This is a genomic window from Aquibium microcysteis (assembly GCF_014495845.1).
Lineage (GTDB): Bacteria > Pseudomonadota > Alphaproteobacteria > Rhizobiales > Rhizobiaceae > Aquibium > Aquibium microcysteis.
Genome location: NZ_CP061080.1, coordinates 5,755,018 through 5,773,128, shown reverse-complemented (window position 1 = coordinate 5,773,128; position 18,111 = coordinate 5,755,018). Strand labels below are relative to the sequence as shown.

Genomic DNA, 18,111 nt, shown 5'->3' with positions numbered 1-18,111 from the left:
CGCATAGGCGAGGCCACACGCATGACGCTCAACATCCGAAATCCCGAAGCCGACCAGCTCGCGCGCCAGCTCGCACGCATAGACGACACCAGCATCACGGACGCGGTCATCGTCGCGCTGCGCGAGGCGATCCGCGCCCGTGTCGGGGCTGAGGCGCCAGGCGAGACTATCCATGACCGGCCCGAGAACGAAACGCCGGGCGAGACGGCCAAGCGGCTGCTCGCCAAGCATGGGCTGTCCTTCCAGCCGGGCCGCCAGCCCGTGCCGCAGAGTGTCTACCACGACATGGATCATGACCTGATCGGCGAGAACTGATGTTCGTCGATGCCTGCGTCATCATTTCACTGATGGCCGGCGAGGACACGGCGGCGGCCTATGAAGCCGCGCTGGAGAAAGCCGACTCCCCCTTCACCTCGCCATTGGCGGCCTGGGAGGCGATCATCGCCATGTCGCGCCCCGACCAGCTCGACTGTCCCTACTCCGCCACCGCAGCCCTCGTCGTCGATTGGCTGGCGGAGCGTCAGATCGAACTGCGAGAGCCGATTTCGCCCCACGAGGTCTTGTCCCACGCCGTCGCCGTTGCCGAGAGGCATGGTCTCGGCAAGCGGTATCTGAGCAATTTCGACTGCTTCCACTATGCCCATGCCAAGGCGGCCGGCGTTCCCATGCTGACGCTCGACCGGCTCCTGCGCGAAACCGACGTGGAGACGCTGCCGGCATAGCCCCCGTTCAGCTGAACGGGTTGATGTCTGCCTCCGCGATCGGCAATTCCCTTCCCTCACGACGTGGAGGAGAGGTGGCACGCGTAGGGTGACGGTGAGGGGGCTTACGCCCTGCGATGCGAGACTTCGCGGCCCCGGCTGTTCCAACCCCTGTTGCAACCTGGTGCGATCAATGTTCTAATGCCCGTTGCAACAGGAGTCCTCGCCATGAACACCGTCATCCGCAAGATCGGCAATTCCGAAGGCGTCATCCTGCCGAAGGACCTGCTCCAGAGCCTCAACCTCAAGGCGGGCGACTCGGTCGTGGTCATCCGGGACGGCGACGAGTTGCGTCTGCGCCGGGTCGAGGATTCAGCGGAGGAGTTCGAGCGCAAGATGGCGATCGCCCGCGAGCGCATGAAGAAATATGAAACCGTCTACCGGGCGCTCGCGAAATGATCGTCCATCATTCGCGGGAGTTCGTGGAGGCTCTCCACGCAGAACAACTGCGCCTCTACGGAGGTCCTCCCGGCATCCGCGATATCGGGATGCTCGAGTCCGCGCTCGCCCGACCGCTGCAGAAGGAAGCCTATGGCGATCCCGACATCTTCGACCTCGCAGCCGCCTATCTCTTCGGAATCGCGCGGAACCACCCTTTCGTCGATGGAAACAAGCGAACGGCGCTGGCCGCCGCCGACCTGTTTCTCTTCTTCAACGGCTGGAGCCTGGAAGCCGATGACGCCGACCTGATTCAGTTCGTCCTGATGGTGGCCGCCGGCGAGATCGACGAGACCGGCGCGGCGGCGTTCTTCCGCGACCATACCGAGGCCGTGCCGGTCGGCGCGTGACGGACCCTGCCCGGCGTGGTAGGCACCGCCGGCCGAAACCGCGCGGACGCCGACGATGCTGAAGACGTACACCGTTGCCGATCACAGGCTCGTCCTGGCCGAGCCGGCCGCCGAAGCCGCCATGCCGGATGGCCTCGTCTGGATCGACATGATCGAGCCGTCCGCCGAGGAGGATGCGCGGGTGGAGGCGCTCGCCGGCATCTCGATCCCGACCCGCGACGAGATGCGCGCGATCGAGGAATCGAGCCGCTTCTACGCGGAGAACGGCACGCTCTATCTGACCTGCCCGGTCATCTATGCGGCCGATTCCGGCGTGCCCGGCATCGCGCCGATCACCTTCGTCCTGTCGGAACGCCTGCTCGTCACCGTACGCTACAGCCGGCCGCAGCCCTTCGACTTCTACGTCGCGCATGCGGGCAAGTCCGGCAACAATCTCGTCTCCGACGGCTGCGAACCGACGGCGGTCCTGTTCGGGCTGCTCGAGAGCATCACCGACCGGCTGGCCGACGTGCTCGAAAGCGTCTCGCAGCGCCTCGACGCGGAATCGACCCGGCTGATCACCGGCGCCCGCGGCAAGCCGATGTCGACCGCCGAGTTCCGGACCGGCCTGCAGTCGATCGGCCGCGAAGGCGAGTTCCTGGGCAAGGTGCGCGACAGCCTGTCCGGGCTCGCCCGCCTGATCCTCTACGTCCAGAACAACGGCAGGCCGGAAAAGTCGAAATCGGCGGCCCGGACCTGGCTGAAGTCGCTGCAGCGCGACGTCCAGTCGCTCACCGAGCAGGTGAGCTATCTGTCGGAACGGACGATCTTCCTCCTCGACACGGTGGTCGGCCTCGTCTCCGTCGAGCAGAATGCCATCATCAAGATCTTCTCGGTCGCCGCCGTCGTGTTCATGCCGCCGACGCTGGTCGCCTCGATCTACGGCATGAACTTCGAGCACATGCCCGAACTCCAGTGGCTGCTCGGCTATCCCTTCGCGCTGGGCGCCATGGTCGTCGCCGCGGTGGTGCCGCTGCTGTTCTTCCGCGCCAAGGGCTGGCTGTAGACGGCGCCGCCGATCCCCATCCTCACCCCAGCGCGACGATCTCCCATTCCTTGCCGCCGACCGTCACCAGCGCGCCGACGCCCTTGCCGAACAGCGCCTGCGCCATCGGCGAGACGTGGCTGATGGTGCCGTGCGCCGCGTCGGCCTCGTCCTCGCCGACGATGCGCCAGGTCTTGCGCGCGCCGTCCTCGTCCTCGATCGTCGCCGTCATGCCGAAGCGCACGACCTCGCTGTCCGGGTCCGGCTCGGAAAGCTCGGCATTCTCGCGCCGTGCCGTCCAGTAGCGCAGGTCGCGCGAGACGAGCGCGATCTTCTCGCGGTCGGCCTCGGCCTCCGCCCGGGCGAACAGCGCGTGCAGTTCGGCGAGTTGCGCGTCGATGGCGGCCAGCCCCTCGCGCGTCACGAGGTTGCGGTGCGGGCTGACGGGACGTTCGCCGATGTCGGAGAGGCCCGACAGGCTGTCGCCATTGCTGGTGAAGGCTCTGCTCATTCCCCGAATCTGGGGTCCCGGGACCGGCGAAGCAACCCGCGCGGGTCGCGACAGGCTGCGAGCCTGCCGGTCGATGGCTCTTCCCCCGCCCAGACAACGTTCCCAGGCTGGACGCCGGACGAGAATTCGCCGAAAGATTGCAGATCGTCTGCCCCCCGGGCTGTCCTCATGCGCAAGACCGTCATTTACGGCCTCGTCTGGTTCGCTGCGCTGCAGCTGCTGACCTGGACCGTCCGGGACGCATCGACGGACGGTCGCCTGCTTGCCTCGATGCTCCTGATGGCGATGCTTCTCTTCCCTGCAGCCATGGTGGGCATCGAACGAATTGCACCGCCGCAGTTCAAACCCAAAGTGAACGGCGAGCCAATGAAGTACATTCCGGAAGTATTTCTTTGTCTCTTTCTCGCCTGCTCGATGACATCGTCCCTGTTGACGCATATCGAGAATGACGATTCGATATGGGGTTTCTTTCGGGAATCGATCGCCGTTGCGGGAAGCTATGTCTTCCCCTTCATCGACAAGTATGAGACGGTGCTTGGCCTCACCGGCGACCATCTTCTACGTGTTCAGTCGATCATGACGACCATCGTGTCTGGCGGATTGGTCTTCACGATGTTCATTGCGCTATCCACCCTGTCGAGGGCGAACAGAAAACCAACCGATTCGGTCTATCCGCAGGGACGACCACCGTTCAGGATCAGGGGTCTGGTTGGATTGTTCCTGTTTGTACTCCTCTTTCTCGCAGCCTATTTCGGATGGATCGACTACGCGGAACACGGATCGGCGAGGCGCGCCGCGCGAGACTGTCTGGTCAGGGCATCCTGCTATACGAGCCGAGGCGATCTCCACCTGATGTCCGCAGCATTTCTCAAGATGATGGCGATCGCACCCTCCCCGCTGATCCTGCTGTTTCTGCACCTGTGGCTGGCGGGACAGCGGAATGCCCCTCTCCCGCGATGACGCCGGCGAACGCTCTCACGTCCGACGCCGTCGTCTACTCCGCGCGTCTGGGCACCCGGTGCTTGAGACCGGCACCTCGTAACGGCTACCTGGTCACAACGATCGTCCAAACCCTCATCGGCGCGCGCCAGCCCGGCGCACCGTCGCCCGCCCCGTCTGGCACGCGTCCTGCCTCGTGTCCCATTCCAACGGCAAGGACGTACCGATGATGGACAGGCGGCGCTTCATGGCGGGACTGGCGGCCACGGGCGCCGCGATGGCGGCAGGCACCGCGTCCACGCGCGGACAGGCCCTGTCCGGTTTCGGGACGGCGGCGCTGCGCGGGGCGATCGACGCGGCCGAGTTCGGCCTCCGGCCGGACGTCGCCGAGGACCAGAGCCGGGCCTTCGCCCGCGTGCTCGCGGCTGCCGCCGGGCGCGAGGCGCCGGTGTTCCTGCCCGCAGGCACCTACGTCGTCGCCGACGTTCCCCTGCCGCGCCGGCTGGTGCTCATGGGCGTGCCCGGCGCCACGCGCCTCGTCCAGGGCGGCGGCGGCTCCCTCTTCGCCGGCGACGGCGCCGCACACGTCGAACTGTCGGGGCTGGTGCTCGACGGCGCCGGCCGGCGGCCTGGAAAGGGCGTCCGGGCGACGCTCGAACTCGCCGGCGTGGCGCGGCTGGTCATCGAGGACTGCAGCTTCACCGGCAGCGCCGGCAGCGGCCTCGCACTCGCGCGCTGCGGCGGCAGCGTCGCGCGCTGCACCATCGCGGAGGCGGCGAATTTCGGCCTCTACAGCGTCGACGCGACCGGGCTCGAGATCTCCGGCAACAGGGTGACCGACTGTGGCAATGGCGGTATCCTCGTCCATCGCAGCGCGCCCGGCGAGGACGGCACGCTTGTCACCGGCAACCGCGTGCAGCGGATCGCCGCCCGCGACGGCGGCACCGGCCAGGTCGGCAACGGCATCAACGTGTTCCGCGCCGGCTCCGTCACGATCTCCGGCAACCAGGTCTCCGACTGCGCCTTCTCGGCCATCCGGTCGAACGGCGGCAGCAATCTCCAGGTCGCGGCCAACACCTGCCTGCGCTCGGGCGAGACGGCGATCTACGCCGAATTCGCCTTCGAGGGCGCGGTGATTTCGAACAACGTCGTCGACGGCGCCGCCAAGGGCATCTCCATCGTCAACTTCGACAAGGGCGGCCGGCTCGCGGTCTGCTCCGGCAATCTCGTCCGCAACCTCTCGCAAACCGGCCCCTACGAATCCTCCGGCGCCGGCTTCGGCATCGGCATCACCGTGGAGGCCGACACCGCCGTCACCGGCAACGTGATCGAGGGCGCGCCGCGCCATGGCCTGCAGCTCGGCTGGGGATCGTTCCTGCGCGACGTCTCCGCCACCGGCAACGTCATCCGCCGGGCCGGCACGGGCATCGCGGTCAGCGTGGTGGAGGGCGCCGGCGCGGCGGTCATCTCCGGCAATATCATCTCCGAAACGCCGTACGGCGCCATTGTCGGCCATCGCTGGGGCAAGCCCGCCACCGGCGATCTCGCGCTCCCCGGCGCCGCCGGTTTCGCGCATCTGACGATCGCGGCCAACCATTCGGACTGACGCGCAGCGCCCCCCGATTGCCGTCGAGGACGGCGCGGCGGCTCGCGCGGCAGGCCCGCCTCAGCGCGCCAGCGCCAGCGCCTCCGTCGGCCGCACCTGCCCGACCGCCGTGCCGTTGCGGTTCTTCACCGCCGGGCGGGCGAGGTCGCTGAGCCGCGCCGACAGCCCCTCGTCGCCGGCAAACAGGCCCGCCAGCACCTCGGCCACGATCGCCTCCGAGGCGCGCGTGCCGCCATCGTCGCATTTCACCGCGACGCCGAGCCCCAGCGTCGGCAGCGCCGCGACATAGACGGCCTCCGCGCCGGTCTTGACGAAGATGCGCCCCTGCCCGGCCTGCATCAGCGCCAGGTCCATCGTGCCGCTGCCCGACATGTGGAAAGGCTCGGCCATGCAGGCCGAAAGCAGCCGGCGCGCCGCCTTCATCCGCTCCACGCCCATGCCGATGCCGCTGCCCATGCGCGCGAAGCCCAGCGCCAGCGCCCGCAAAGGGATCGCGTAGGTCGGGATGGCGCAGCCGTCGATGCCCACATTGGCCTCGTCGTGGATCGCGCCCGTCACCTCCTCCATCGTGGCGCGCAGCAGCGCCTGGTAGCGGTGGCCGTAGTCGACGTAGCCGCGATGGGCGAGACCCATGTGCGTGCAGGCGCAGAGGAAGCCGGCATGCTTGCCCGAGCAGTTGTTGTGCAGCTGCGACGGCGCGCCGCCCGCGCGGGCGAGCTCCAGCGTCGCCTCCTGGCTGCCCGGCCAGTGCGTGCCGCATTCGAGCGCGGTCTCGTCGAGCCCCGCGCGGGCGAGCATGGCGGCCGCACCCGCCACATGCGCCGGCTCACCCGAATGCGAGGCGCAGGCGAGCGCCAGTTCGCGGTCACCGAGGCCGAAGGCGTCGGCCGCGCCGCTCTCCACCAGCGGCAGCGCCTGGATCGCCTTGATGCAGGAGCGCGGGAAGACCGGCCGGTCGGCATCGCCGATCTCCACCAGCGTGCCGCCCTCGGCGTCGACCACGACGACCGCGCCGCGGTGGCGGCTCTCGACGCGGTTGCCGCGGGTGACTTCCACGAGGACGGGGTTCGCCATGGCTTCACCAAGATTTCACTGTCTCGATCCTGCGCCCGCACCTATTCCCTTCGACGATGAGACGCAAAGGCTTTCGAATCCTGTCGACGCTCAAGCTCCTGGCGATGCTGGTCGCCATCCTCTTCGTCGCGCCCGCGGTCGCCACCGCCGGCTGGTGGTCGCTGGTCGACCGGCCCGGCTCCTGGCGCTCGGCCGACTGGTCGTCGAGCGGGCTGCTGCCGGCCGCACCCGAACGCAATGCTGCGGCCGTCTACGTGTTCGCCGCCCGCACCGGCGGCCTGAAGGGAGCGTTCTCGGTGCACAGCTGGATCGTGCTCAAGCGGCCCGGCGCCACCCGCTACGAACGCTACGACAAGGTGGGCTGGGGCTCGCCGATCCGCCGCGACGGCTGGGCCGCCGACGGGCGCTGGTACTCCAATGCGCCCGAGCTCGTGGCGATGGCCGAGGGCGAGCGCGCGGCAAGCCTGCTGGCGGAGATGGACGCGGCGATCGCCTCCTATCCCTATGCCGGACGGGGCGACTACCGCATCTGGCCGGGGCCGAACTCCAACAGCTTCGTCGCGCACGTGCTGCGGCAGGTGCCGGCGCTGGGCGCCACGCTGCCGCCCAACGCGACGGGCCGCGACTATGCGCCGGGCGTCGCCTCGTTCGACCTCGCGCCCGACGGCCGCGACCTGCACGTGACCTTGAACGGCCTCGCCGGCTTCGCGGTCGGTGCCCGCAGCGGCCTCGAACTGCATTTCATGGGGCTGGTGGCCGGGCTGGATCTGGCCCGGCCGGCACTGAAGATCCCCGCCTTCGGCCGCGTGCCGCTCTGGCCGGGAGCCTGATGCTATTCGGCGAAGGCGTTTGCCAGCGCGCCGCGCAGGGAGTCCTCGCCTTCCTCGCCATAGAGCACGTCGTCGATCGTGTAGGCGCCGTCCGGCCCCTTCACCAGCACCAGCCGGTCGATCCAGTTGCCGTCCGGCTGGTCGGGGAAGCGATACTGGACCCGGGCGATCAGCCTGTCGCCGTCGGCGGTGGTGGCGCCGGCCTCGCAGACCGGGGCGACATCGGGAAAACTCTGCCAGGGAATGCCGTCGCCGAGCGGCGGCTTCTCGTCCGGCGTCTCGGCCTGCCGCTTCTCGTTCTCGCCGAGCGCCTTCATGATCGCGTCGCCGAGGCCGGGCGTGACGAGATACAGCCTGCCCATCCCGTTCTCGGCATTGGCCAGCACGCAGAAGGCCTGCACATAGGGCGTACCGAGGTCGTCCTGGGCGGCGGCGGCACCGGTCAGGGCAAGGCCGAAAGCAAGGGTCGCAGCAAGTCTGCGCATCGGGAAAAATCCTCCGGAATCTGTTCTGGTCAGCGGTCGCGGCGGATGATGCCCGCCGCCAGGAACCCGCCGTCGACGGCCAGCGTGTGGCCATTGACGTAGCTCGCCTCCGGCGACAGCAGGAAGGCTACCGCCGCGGCAACCTCCGCCGGGCCGCCGTAGCGCGCCTGCGGCACCCGCGCAACCCAGTCGGCGCGATCCTCGGCACGGTGAAGTTGCGCCACCAGCGGCGTGTCGATCGGACCAGGGGCGACGCAGTTGACGCGCACGCCGTCGGCGCCGAGTTCGAGCGCCAGCACCTCCGTCATCATCTTCACGCCGGCCTTCGAACTGCCATAGGCGACGCGGCCGGCATTCGCCCGCAGCCCCGACACCGACGCGACGTTGACGATCGAGAGCGCTTCTGCGCGGCGCGCGATCGCGGCCCGCACGCAGATGAAGGAGCCGACGAGATTGACGTCGAGGATGCGGCGGAAGAGTTCGGCGCTCGTCTCCAGCGCCGGCAGGTCGCGGGCGATGCCGGCGCAGTTGACCAGCCCGCCGATCGGCCCGAAACGGTCCACGACGGCGTCGAACGCGTCGTCGACATCCTCGCCGGCGGTGATGTCGGCCCGCAGGAAGACCACGTCCTCGCCGTCGAATGCCTCCTCGCTTTCGGCAAGTGCCTCGGCATTCGCATCCAGCACGGCCACCGACCAGCCGTCGTCCAGCAGGCGTTCGACAACGGCCAGGCCGATGCCGGACGCTCCGCCGGTGACGACGGCCACCGGTTTCATTTGACGCGTTCGAGGATCGACACGTAGTTGGCCACCGCCGCACCGCCCATGTTGAAGATGCCGCCGAGCTTGGCGCCTTCGACCTGGATGCCGCCGGCCTCGCCGGTCAACTGCGCGGCCGTCAGCGCGTGCATCGACACGCCGGTGGCGCCGATCGGGTGGCCCTTGGCCTTCAGCCCGCCCGACGGGTTGACCGGCAGCCTGCCGTCCTTGTCGGTGATGCCCTCGGCCACGACGCGAGCGCCCTGGCCTGGTTTGGCCAGCCCCATCGCCTCGTATTCGATCAGCTCGGCGATGGTGAAGCAGTCATGCGTCTCGACGAAGGAGAGGTCGTCCAGCGTCAGCCGCGCCTTCTCCAGCGCGCGTCCCCAGGCCGTCGAGCAGCCCTCGAACAAAAGGATGTCGCGCTTCGACATCGGCAGGAAGTCCTGCACGTGCTCGTTGGCGCGGAAGGCGACCGCGCGGCGCATCGACAGCGCCGTCGACATGTCGGCCAGCACGATCGCGGCCGCGCCGTCGGAGACGAGCGAGCAGTCGGTGCGCTTCAGCGGGCCGGCCACGTAGGGGTTCTTCTCGCTCTCGGCGCGGCAGAACTCGTAGCCGAAATCCTTGCGCATCTGGGCATAGGGATTATCGACGCCGTTCCTGTGGTTCTTCGCCGCGATGCGGGCGAGCGCATCGGACTGGTCGCCGTGGCGCTGGAAATAGGCCGCGGCGATCTTGCCGAAGACGCCGGCGAAACCCGCCGGCGTATCGCCGTCCTCGGGCAGGTAGGACGCGCGCAGCAGGTTCCTGCCGACCTCCGCACCGGGCGTCTTCGTCATCTGCTCGGCGCCGACGACCAGAACGATCCGGGCGGCATTGGCGTCGATGGCGCGGATGCCCTGGCGAACGGCGGCCGAGCCGGTCGCGCAGGCGTTCTCCACCCGCGTCGCCGGCTTGAAGCGCAGCCGGTCGTCGGCCTGCAGCACCAGGCTCGCGGTGAATTCCTGCGGCGAGAAGCCCGCGTTGAAATGGCCGAGCACGATCTCGTCGACGTCGTCCGGGCCGATGCCGGCATGCTCCAGCGCTTCGGTCGCGACCTTGACGATCAGGCTCTCGAGCGTCTCGTCCTCGAGCTTGCCGAAGCGCGAATGTGCCCAGCCGACGATGGCAGCGGTCATGGATGTCTCTCCCTGCGGAACATGTCGTCGCACGATACAGGAAATGTGGCGAGCGGCAAGAACTGTTCAAGTCTGAACCGATTGAAGCCGCGCAAAGGGGACCGTGCAGAAATGCGCAACGCTGTGGGACGCGGGCGAACGCCCGGCCTCACCCGCGCGGGCGATCCTTCTCCGTGACCAGGCGGGCGCCGCGCTCATAGGTCACGTAGCGCCAGAGCCACTGCACCGAGACGCGGACCCGGTTCTGGAAGCCGACCAGCAGATAGACGTGGATGACAACCCAGGCGAACCAGGCGAACCAGCCGCGGACCTTCAGGCGACCCTGCTCGAAGACGGCGGCGTTGCGGCCGACGATGGCGGTGTTGCCGCGGCCGCGATAGCGGAACGGCTCCAGCGGCGCGCCGTCGCGGATGTGGCGCACGAGGCCGCGGCCGAGGTGCCGCCCCTGCTGCTTGGCCACCTGCGCGAGGCCCGGCACCGGCTTGCCGTCCGGCCCCGGGCAGTGCGCCAGGTCGCCGAGGGCATACACTCCGGGCAGGCCGGGCACGGCCAGCGTCTCGTCGACGAGGACGCGGCCCGCCTTGTCGGTCTCGGCGCCGAGCATGGCGGCCAGCGGCGAGGCGGCGACGCCGGCCGCCCACAGCGTGTGGCCCACCGCGACGCTGCGTCCGTCGATGCGGATCTCGCCCTCGCGCACATCCTCGACCGCCGTGTCCGTCAGCACCTCGACGCCGAGCTTGCGCAGGCGCGTCTCCGCGTAGCGCGAGGCCTCCTGCGAGAAGCCCGCGAGCAGGCGCGGCCCCGCCTCGATCAGCATGATGCGTGCGTGTTCGGGAGCGATGTTGCGGAAATCGTCGGCGAGCGTGTGACGGCAGAGTTCGGCGAGCGAGCCGGCCAGCTCGACGCCGGTCGGCCCGCCGCCGACGATGGCGATCGTCATCAGGCGCTGCTGTTCGGCCGGATCGACGCTGCGCTCGGCCTGCTCGAAGGCCAGCAGCACCCGCGACCGCATCGCCTGCGCGTTCGCGAGCGACTTGAGGCCCAGCAGGTGGGGCTTCCACTCGTCATGGCCGAAATGGCTGTCGACCGCGCCGGCCGCCAGGACGAGCACTTCGTAGGGAAGGTTCGACCCGTCCCCCAGCCGGAGCCGCCGCGCCGCCGTGTCGATGCCGTCCACACGTCCGAGCAGCACCTGGACGCTGTCGTGGCCGCGCAGCACCTTGCGGATCGGCTCGGCGATGTCGGCCGCAGAGAGCCCGGCGGTGGCGACCTGGTAGAGCAGCGGCTGGAACAGATGGTGGTTCTCCCGGTCGACCACGGTGACGCCGATGCCGGCGCGCCCCAGCTCCTTCGCGACCTCCAGCCCGGCGAAACCGGCACCGACGATCACCACGCCCGGGTCGGCCGGACGTGATCGTTGCGCGCGCGTCGTCTCGTCGTTCATGCAGTCCGTCGCCTCCGGATCGAAGTCGCAGGCGCAACGGGCGATGCGTCGGGAATGTTCCCCGGCGGTCCCGCGGGGCCGCCACCCGCCGTGAGGTCGCCTTGCCGATTTTTTCGCCAGATGGAGGAACACGCGGCACGAATGCAGGTTCGGGAGGACGCTTGCTCGAGCAGGCGCAACGATGAAAAAAGGACAGGAAAGCCATGAAGACCAGGATGATGACGGCCACTGCCGTCGCGATGATGCTGTGTGCTCCCGCGCTTGCCCAGACCAGCACGACGACCACGGACACCGCCAATTCCAGCGCCACGTCTTCGGCCATGCCTCAGGGATGGAACGACGAACTCGGCACCGCCTTCTTCAGCGATTCGGCCCTCGGCACGCTGCGCACCGAAGACGAGATCACCTCGAACTGGGAAGGCCTCTCCGACGAGCAGAAGGCCCAGGTGACCGGCTACTGCGACACCATGGACACCGCTTCGGCCTCGGGTTCGACGATGTCGTCGGGCGGGTCGTCGGGAACCTCGGCGGGCGGCACGGCCGGCGCGACGGGTGGCGCGACGACCGGCACCGGCACCACCGCCGGCACCACGACCAGCCCCAGCATCACGGGCGACGCCACGCCCAGCACGACGGCCGACACCGCCGCCGGCACCTCCACCGGCACGACGGCGGGCACCACGACCGGCACCGCCGGCGCGTCCGGCGGCGTTTCGACCGACACGACGGCGAGCACCTCGCAGGACGGCACGTCGGCCACCGGCAGCATGGATGCCGGCGCCAGCGTCAACATGGCGTCGATGCAGCGCCTGTGCGACGTGGTCGGCGATCTCGACTGATCGCCGCCTGCCACCACTCTGCAGCAGGGGGTCGCCATCGGCGGCCCCTTTGCCGTTCCGGGCCCGGTGCCGCGATGGCGGACCCGATGCGGCGCGGCCGTCTGCCGGTGCGCGGTCGCTCAGCCTTCGGCCTCCCAGACCGCCAGAATCTCATCCACCTTCATGACGAGCCCTGTGTGGTAGGAGACGATCGACAGCGCCGCCGCTTCCAGTTCCGCGTCCGATCCGCGCACCAGGTCTGCAGCCACGCAGACGCGGTAGCCGAGGTTGGAGGCGTCGAACGTGGCATTGAGCACGCAGCAGTCGGTCATGCCGCCGTTGAAGACGACGCGCTTCACGCCCATCGAGCGCAGCAGGAAGTCGAGATCGGTCGGGTAGAAAGGCGACAGCCGGCGTTTGGTCTGGACGATCAGGTCGGTGTCGAGCACCTCGGTGGCGAACTCGGTCCAGCGCGAGCCCTCGATCGCGTGCTCGTCGATGCCGGGGATCGGGTCGGCATAGAGCTGCACCAGGGTGCGCCAGGCCGCCGGATGCCGCCCCTTCAGGTCGTCCTCGCCGGTCTTGCGCAGCGTCGAGCGGACATGGACGATCGGCACGCCGAGCGCCCGCGCCCGGCGGTGGAAGGCGTCGACGGGGGCGATGATCTCGCGTCCGCGCGGCGCCGGACAGGGGCACATCGGATCCTCCGACAGGTGCCCCTGATGCATGTCGATCGACACCACCGCGCAGTCGTGCCGCGAGCACCAGTCGCGGAACGGCACGTCGGGGATCTCCTTCTCGACGCCGCGGACGATGGCTTTCATGGACGCTCCTTTCGATTGGAAGGGCCGCCGGGCTGCCGGCAGGTCTGCAAGGCAAGGCCCGGCGCCCGTCACGGACGCCGGGCCGGCCGGTCGTCGATCGCCCGTTCAGGGCGTCGGGCAGGCGAGCCGCAGCGCGTTGCCGTCCGGATCGCGCAGCACGGCCATGTACCAGCCGTAATAGGTCGTGAACGGCGGCTTCACGAGCGCCGCCCCTCTGGCCTCGGCCGTCACGACGGCAGCGTCGAGCTCGGCCCTGGTGTCGAAGCGGAAGGTCAGCGCGGTCTGGTCGCCCTCGCCCGCCTTGCGCTCGTCGAGCCCCAGCATGCCGTAGGCGGCGAGCGCGCTGAAGCCGATCATGCACTCGCCCGACATGTAGCCGCGGAAGACGTCGGAGCGCAGGCCGACGTTCTCCGGGAGGTCGAAGACGTCCCGGTAGAATTCCGACAGCGCCACGAAGTCCGCCGAAAAGAGGCTCACCTGCATCAGGAGGTTCATCGAACGGGCCTCACGCGGCGATGCCGAAGGTCTTCTGGAACTGCGCGCGCAGATGCTCGCCCGCCGTCATCTCCGGATATTTCGCCGTGCCGTCCGGCCCGAGGCAGGTCTCGGCGCACTTGACCTTGTAGAAATATTCCGGGTCGACGAAGGTCGGGCAGGAGTAGCGCACCTTGTCGCTGGTGTTGTTCAGCACCCGGTGCATGGTCGCCTTGTAGGCGTCGTTGGTGATGACCGGGAACATCTCGCCGAGATTGACGATATAGGCGCCGCGGACCGGTGGCGCGGCGATCCAGTCGCCGGAGGCCGAGCGCACCTCGAGCCCGCCGACGTCGTCCTGCAGCAGAAGCGTGATCAGGCCCCAGTCGGTGTGCGCGCCGGCGCCGAGCTGGTTGGGCTTGGCGTCCTTCGGCATCGGCGGATATTTCAGAATGCGGCAATAGTGCAGCGGCTCCTCCAGCCCGGCGTCGAAATAATCCTCCGGCAGTTCCAGCGACAGCGCGATCAGGCGGGCGACGTGCCGGCCGAGATCGAGCGCCTTCTCGACATAGGCCTCGTACTGCACCTTGAATTCCGGGAAGCTCGGCGGCCACTGGTTGAGGCCGGTGCCCGGCACGTTGAGCTTGGTGTAGCGATGGTTCTCGTCGGCGTTGACGCTCGACATGAAGCCTTCCTTCAGGTCGGGCGGCGAGCCTTCGTCCAGCGTCTGCGCCGCCATCGGCTCGTAGCCGCGGGTGGAGGACTGGAAGCGCGAGTCCATCGCCATCTTCTCGTCCAGCGGCAGCTCGAAGAACTTCGCCGCCAGCGCCAGCTGGTCGTCCATCACCTGCTGCGGGATGCCGTGGTTGACGATGTAGAAGAAGCCTGGGTCGACGCAGGCCTTGTGGATCTCCCAGGCGACCTTCTTCCGCTTCTCGATGTCGTCCGAGAAGCTGTCGGCGAGGTCGATGAGCGGAACCGAGGTCGCGGGCTGCGGCGGTTCGTAGATGATCATGGTCGGATCTCCCTTGGTTTGAAGAGGCTTGAGGCTCAGGTCCGCTCTTCGCGGATGTGGTGGATGCCGAGTGCGGCCGGCTGTGCCGACCGGTCCTTCAGGCGGGCGGCCGTCCACACCATGACGAGCAGCGTGACGAGGTAGGGCGTCATCAGGAGCAGGTAGCGGGGCACGTCGACGCCGGCCGCCGCGAGCCGCGGGATCAGCGCCTCGATGCAGCCGAACAGCACGGCACCCGCGAGCGCCCGCCAGGGGTGCCAGCGCGCGAAGATGACCAGCGCGATGGCGATCCAGCCGCGGCCGCCGACGACGCCGTCGACCCAGATCCGCGTGACGGCGAGCGTCAGGTAGCCGCCCGCGAGCCCGATCAGCGCGGCCCCCGCGACGATCGCGAGAAACCGCACCGTCGTCGCGTCGATGCCGGCGGCGTCGGCCGCGGCCGGGTTCTGGCCGACCGCACGCAGCGCCAGCCCCGCGCGGGTCCGGTAGAGCACCAGCACCGCGACGAGGAAGATCAGCGGCGTGGCGAAGGCCACGACGTCCTGGCCGAGGAAGACCGGCTGCAAGCCGCCGATCGCCTTGTTGGTCCATTTCTGGCTGCTCGCGACATAGCTCGTCAGCGCCTGCGCAGAGAAGACCAGCGCCAGTCCGGCGATCACGTGGTTGATCCTCAGGCTCGCCGCGAGGACGGCGAAGACGACGCCGAGCGCGGCACCCGCCAGCGCCGAACCTGCGAGCGCCGCTTCGGGAGAGACTCCATTGATCGTCAGGCCGACGCCGGCCAGCGCGCCGGCCAGCATGAAGCCTTCCGCGCCGAGGTTCAGCACGCCCGCCTGCTCGCAGATGATCAGCCCCAGCGCCGCCAGTGCGAAGGGCACCGCGAAGCTCGGCACGATCGCCACCCAGTTGATCAGGAACTCGGTCACGACGCGCTCCGCCAGTGCATGCGGTAGGTGAGGAAGAATTCCGACGCCGCCACGCAGACGATGAAGATCGCCTGCACCAGCTGCACCAGCGCCGCGGGGATGCCGAAAAAGACCTGCAGGCTCTGGCCGAGCAGCAGCAGCACCGCCATCGCGAAGGACACGACCAGCACGCCGAGCGGGTGGTTGCGGGCGATGAAGGCGATGAGGACGCCCGAGAAGAGATAGCCGACGAAGAAGTTCTGCGTCGTGCGGAACTCGATCCCGGCCGAAATCGCGAAGCCGGCGAGCCCGCCGACCGCGCCCGAGGCGAGGATCGCCACCGTCGACAGCGCCGCCACCGGCACGCCGACAGCCCGCGCCATCTCGCGGTTCGCGCGCATCAGGTCGACGAGGTAGCCGAAGCGGCTGACCGAGAGCGCCCACCAGGCGACCAGCACGACGGCGATCGCCAGCGGCAGGGCCAGCGTCAGGTTCTGCCATCCGAGCGGCGCCAGCCGCTCGACGGTTTCGAACTGCTGCGTGTGCGGGAAGGCCGAGACCGGGTCCTTCCACGGCCCGTAGAGCAGATGCAGCAGGAGGTTGAAGGCGACGTAGTTCAGGAGCAGCGTGCTGATCACCTCGTTGACCCCGAGGCGCTGCTTGAGGAAACCCGGACCGGCGATCCACAGCATGCCGCCGGCGCAGGCGGCCAGCGCCATCAGCACGATGCGCAGGCTCTCCGGTCCGACGTCGTGGATCGCCACGAAGGCGGCGAAGATCGCGCCGAGGATCATCTGGCCTTCGAGCCCGATGTTCCAGAAGCCGGCGCGGAAGGCGATCGCGGTGGCGAGCCCGCCGATGGCCAGCGGTGCGGTCTGCGCCAGCACCGAGCCCAGCGCCCGCGGCGAGCCGAAGCCGACGGTCGCGATCTCGCGCGCCAGATCGGCGGGCGCGACGCCCGAGGCGGCGAGCAGCGCCACCGAAGCCAGCGCTGCGACCGCCAGGCTCGCGGCATAGACCGCGATGCGGTAGCGCTCCGACACGCTCTGCCGCACCTCCAGGAACGGGACGAGCTGGACGGACGCGAGCTTGCGGCGGGCCTTTCCGGCGCCCGCCGAAGCGTCCAGGCCTGCGTCTGCGGCAAGCGGTGCGTCGCTCATGATGACGCCTCGTGCGAAACCATCGCCGCGCCGATCGCCGCTCGGTCGGCGGGTGCGGCGAATTCGGCCGCGATGCGGCCGCCGTTCAGCACGCCGATGCGGTCGGAAAGCAGCAGGATCTCGTCCAGGTCCTCGCTCATCAGGATGACGGCGGCGCCCCGGTCGCGCGCCTCGCGCAGGCGGTCGTGCACGGCCTTGGTGGCGCGCACGTCGAGACCGCGCGAGGGGCTATGCGCCAGCACCACGGCCGGCTCGTCGGCGAACTCGCGCGCGATCACCAGCTTCTGCGCGTTGCCGCCCGACAGCAGCGCCGCGCGCTGGCCGGGGCCGCGCACGCCGCGCACGTCGAAGGCGCCGATCGCCGCCTGCGTCGCCGCGCGCGCCGCCTTGCGGTCGAAGCGCAGCCACGACCCGTAGCGGCCGGCGAGCGTGCCCTTGACCGCATAATTGTCCGTCACGCCCACCCCGCCGGCCAGCGCGTGGCGGTAGCGGTCGACGGGAATGAAGGCGAGCCGCGCCCGCCGCTGCTTCAGCGGCGGGGCGGGGCTCAGGCCGGCGCCGTCGCCCATGGCGACCTGCCCCGCCTCGGGCTCCGCCAGGCCGGCGATCACCTCGGCGAGCTGGTTCTGCCCGTTCCCGGACACGCCGGCCATGCCGTAGATCTCGCCGCCGCGCACCTCGAAGGAGATGCCCTCGAGGCCGCGGCGTCCGTCCTCGCCGGCGCGGTGCACGTCCTCCAGCCGCAGGCGCGGGGCGCCGATCGCCTTCGAGGGCGACGGCCGTTCCACGATCTGCTCGCCGACGATCATCGTCGTCAGCCGCGACGGGTCGAGATCGGCCGGCCGCGCCTCGGCCACCTTGCGGCCGCCGCGCATGACCGTGATGCGGTCGGAATGGTCGAGCGCCTCGTGCAGCTTGTGCGTGACGAGGACGACGGCGCGGCCGGCCTCGGCCAGCCCGCGCACCAGCCCCATCAGGACGCGGCCCTCCGCCTCGCCGAGCACGGCCGTCGGCTCGTCCAGGATCACGATGCGGGCGCCGGCCACCAGCACCTTGAGGATCTCGATCCGGTGCTGCTCGGCGATGCCGAGGTCGCCGACCCGCTGCGACAGCCCGACCGCGAAGCCCATGCGGCCGGCAAGCGCCGTCGCCTGCGCGGCGATCTCGGCCGGCGACCGGCCCGGGTTGAACAGGCAGATGTTCTCCAGCACGGAAAATGCGCGCACCAGCTTGAAGTGCTGGTGCACCATGCCCACGCCGCGCGCGGCGGCCTCGCGGGCTCCCGACAGCCGGACGCTCTCGCCGCCGATCTCGATCCGGCCCTCGTCGGGCGCATAGAGGCCGGCGGCGACGTTCATCAGCGTCGACTTGCCCGCACCGTTCTCGCCGAGCAGGGCGTGAACCTCGCCGGTGCGGGCGGCGAAGTCCACGCCGTCCAGCGCCTTGAAGCCGCCGAAGCTCTTGGAGATCCCGCGCAGGACGATCGCGTCGGTCATGACCGCACCACCAGCAAT

General features: G+C 69.4%; 21 protein-coding genes. 9 read left to right on the top strand and 12 right to left on the bottom strand.

Features of this window, described 5'->3' with window-relative positions; all coding sequences use genetic code 11:
• Positions 1-21 precede the first annotated feature (21 nt).
• The 5 genes from IAI54_RS27185 to IAI54_RS27165 all read left to right on the top strand — a co-directional run bounded on the left by IAI54_RS27185 (position 22) and on the right by IAI54_RS27165 (position 2,594).
• On the top strand, positions 22-315 hold the full coding sequence (locus IAI54_RS27185) for a type II toxin-antitoxin system VapB family antitoxin (protein ID WP_187970146.1): 294 nt from the start codon (positions 22-24) through the stop codon (positions 313-315).
• Complete coding sequence (locus IAI54_RS27180; protein ID WP_187970145.1) at positions 315-722, top strand: type II toxin-antitoxin system VapC family toxin; 408 nt, start codon at positions 315-317, stop codon at positions 720-722. The genes IAI54_RS27185 and IAI54_RS27180 overlap by 1 nt, the downstream gene beginning before the upstream one ends.
• Before the next feature lie 207 nt (positions 723-929).
• The gene (locus tag IAI54_RS27175; protein ID WP_187970144.1) at positions 930-1,160 is read left to right on the top strand and encodes an AbrB/MazE/SpoVT family DNA-binding domain-containing protein; all 231 of its coding nucleotides are present in this window, start codon (positions 930-932) and stop codon (positions 1,158-1,160) included.
• Positions 1,157-1,549 carry a type II toxin-antitoxin system death-on-curing family toxin gene (locus IAI54_RS27170; RefSeq protein WP_187970143.1) on the top strand — a complete coding sequence of 131 codons (393 nt, stop codon included), beginning with the start codon at positions 1,157-1,159 and terminating at the stop codon, positions 1,547-1,549. The genes IAI54_RS27175 and IAI54_RS27170 overlap by 4 nt, the downstream gene beginning before the upstream one ends.
• Before the next feature lie 55 nt (positions 1,550-1,604).
• Complete coding sequence (locus IAI54_RS27165; protein ID WP_187970142.1) at positions 1,605-2,594, top strand: magnesium transporter CorA family protein; 990 nt, start codon at positions 1,605-1,607, stop codon at positions 2,592-2,594.
• A gap of 22 nt (positions 2,595-2,616) precedes the next feature.
• On the opposite strand, the gene greA is transcribed toward IAI54_RS27165, so the two are convergent.
• Positions 2,617-3,084 (bottom strand): transcription elongation factor GreA, encoded by a 468-nt coding sequence (gene greA / locus IAI54_RS27160; RefSeq protein ID WP_187970141.1) that lies wholly within the window; start codon positions 3,082-3,084, stop codon positions 2,617-2,619.
• A 168-nt stretch (positions 3,085-3,252) separates the two neighbouring features.
• On the opposite strand from greA, the gene IAI54_RS27155 reads away from it, so the two are divergent.
• Entirely contained in the window at positions 3,253-4,044 is a 792-nt protein-coding gene (locus IAI54_RS27155) for a hypothetical protein (RefSeq protein ID WP_187970140.1), read from the top strand.
• Between the two features lie 205 nt (positions 4,045-4,249).
• Positions 4,250-5,629 carry a TIGR03808 family TAT-translocated repetitive protein gene (locus IAI54_RS27150; RefSeq protein ID WP_187970139.1) on the top strand — a complete coding sequence of 460 codons (1,380 nt, stop codon included), beginning with the start codon at positions 4,250-4,252 and terminating at the stop codon, positions 5,627-5,629.
• 60 nt (positions 5,630-5,689) lie between these two features.
• On the opposite strand, the gene IAI54_RS27145 is transcribed toward IAI54_RS27150, so the two are convergent.
• Entirely contained in the window at positions 5,690-6,703 is a 1,014-nt protein-coding gene (locus IAI54_RS27145) for an asparaginase (RefSeq protein WP_187970138.1), read from the bottom strand.
• A gap of 80 nt (positions 6,704-6,783) precedes the next feature.
• Between IAI54_RS27145 and IAI54_RS27140 the strand changes: the two genes are divergently transcribed.
• Complete coding sequence (locus tag IAI54_RS27140; protein ID WP_187973374.1) at positions 6,784-7,533, top strand: DUF3750 domain-containing protein; 750 nt, start codon at positions 6,784-6,786, stop codon at positions 7,531-7,533.
• Positions 7,534-7,535: 2 nt separating this feature from the next.
• On the opposite strand, the gene IAI54_RS27135 is transcribed toward IAI54_RS27140, so the two are convergent.
• The 4 genes from IAI54_RS27135 to IAI54_RS27120 form a co-directional block, all read right to left on the bottom strand.
• Positions 7,536-8,018, bottom strand: coding sequence for a hypothetical protein (locus IAI54_RS27135; RefSeq protein ID WP_187970137.1), 483 nt, complete (start codon positions 8,016-8,018; stop codon positions 7,536-7,538).
• A 29-nt stretch (positions 8,019-8,047) separates the two neighbouring features.
• The gene (locus tag IAI54_RS27130; protein ID WP_187970136.1) at positions 8,048-8,794 is read right to left on the bottom strand and encodes an SDR family NAD(P)-dependent oxidoreductase; all 747 of its coding nucleotides are present in this window, start codon (positions 8,792-8,794) and stop codon (positions 8,048-8,050) included.
• Complete coding sequence (locus IAI54_RS27125; protein ID WP_187970135.1) at positions 8,791-9,957, bottom strand: acetyl-CoA acetyltransferase; 1,167 nt, start codon at positions 9,955-9,957, stop codon at positions 8,791-8,793. Before IAI54_RS27125 ends, IAI54_RS27130 begins: the two co-directional genes overlap by 4 nt.
• Before the next feature lie 148 nt (positions 9,958-10,105).
• On the bottom strand, positions 10,106-11,401 hold the full coding sequence (locus IAI54_RS27120) for an NAD(P)/FAD-dependent oxidoreductase (protein ID WP_187970134.1): 1,296 nt from the start codon (positions 11,399-11,401) through the stop codon (positions 10,106-10,108).
• Positions 11,402-11,604: 203 nt separating this feature from the next.
• Here IAI54_RS27120 and IAI54_RS27115 point away from each other — a divergent pair, with 203 nt between their 5' ends.
• Positions 11,605-12,240 carry a hypothetical protein gene (locus IAI54_RS27115; protein WP_187970133.1) on the top strand — a complete coding sequence of 212 codons (636 nt, stop codon included), beginning with the start codon at positions 11,605-11,607 and terminating at the stop codon, positions 12,238-12,240.
• 119 nt (positions 12,241-12,359) lie between these two features.
• Here the strand turns inward: IAI54_RS27115 and IAI54_RS27110 are convergent, their stop codons facing one another.
• From IAI54_RS27110 to IAI54_RS27085, 6 genes are all read right to left on the bottom strand, one after another.
• Positions 12,360-13,043: a cysteine hydrolase family protein gene (locus tag IAI54_RS27110; RefSeq protein ID WP_187970132.1), complete on the bottom strand. Its 684-nt coding sequence runs from the start codon at positions 13,041-13,043 to the stop codon at positions 12,360-12,362.
• A 105-nt stretch (positions 13,044-13,148) separates the two neighbouring features.
• The gene (locus IAI54_RS27105; protein WP_187970131.1) at positions 13,149-13,538 is read right to left on the bottom strand and encodes a VOC family protein; all 390 of its coding nucleotides are present in this window, start codon (positions 13,536-13,538) and stop codon (positions 13,149-13,151) included.
• Positions 13,539-13,548: 10 nt separating this feature from the next.
• The gene (locus IAI54_RS27100) at positions 13,549-14,532 is read right to left on the bottom strand and encodes an isopenicillin N synthase family dioxygenase (protein WP_187970130.1); all 984 of its coding nucleotides are present in this window, start codon (positions 14,530-14,532) and stop codon (positions 13,549-13,551) included.
• Between the two features lie 35 nt (positions 14,533-14,567).
• Positions 14,568-15,458 carry an ABC transporter permease gene (locus IAI54_RS27095; protein WP_187970129.1) on the bottom strand — a complete coding sequence of 297 codons (891 nt, stop codon included), beginning with the start codon at positions 15,456-15,458 and terminating at the stop codon, positions 14,568-14,570.
• Positions 15,455-16,597 carry an ABC transporter permease gene (locus IAI54_RS27090; protein WP_187970128.1) on the bottom strand — a complete coding sequence of 381 codons (1,143 nt, stop codon included), beginning with the start codon at positions 16,595-16,597 and terminating at the stop codon, positions 15,455-15,457. The genes IAI54_RS27095 and IAI54_RS27090 overlap by 4 nt, the downstream gene beginning before the upstream one ends.
• Positions 16,594-18,093 (bottom strand): ABC transporter ATP-binding protein, encoded by a 1,500-nt coding sequence (locus tag IAI54_RS27085; protein WP_187970127.1) that lies wholly within the window; start codon positions 18,091-18,093, stop codon positions 16,594-16,596. Before IAI54_RS27085 ends, IAI54_RS27090 begins: the two co-directional genes overlap by 4 nt.
• Positions 18,094-18,111 lie beyond the last annotated feature (18 nt).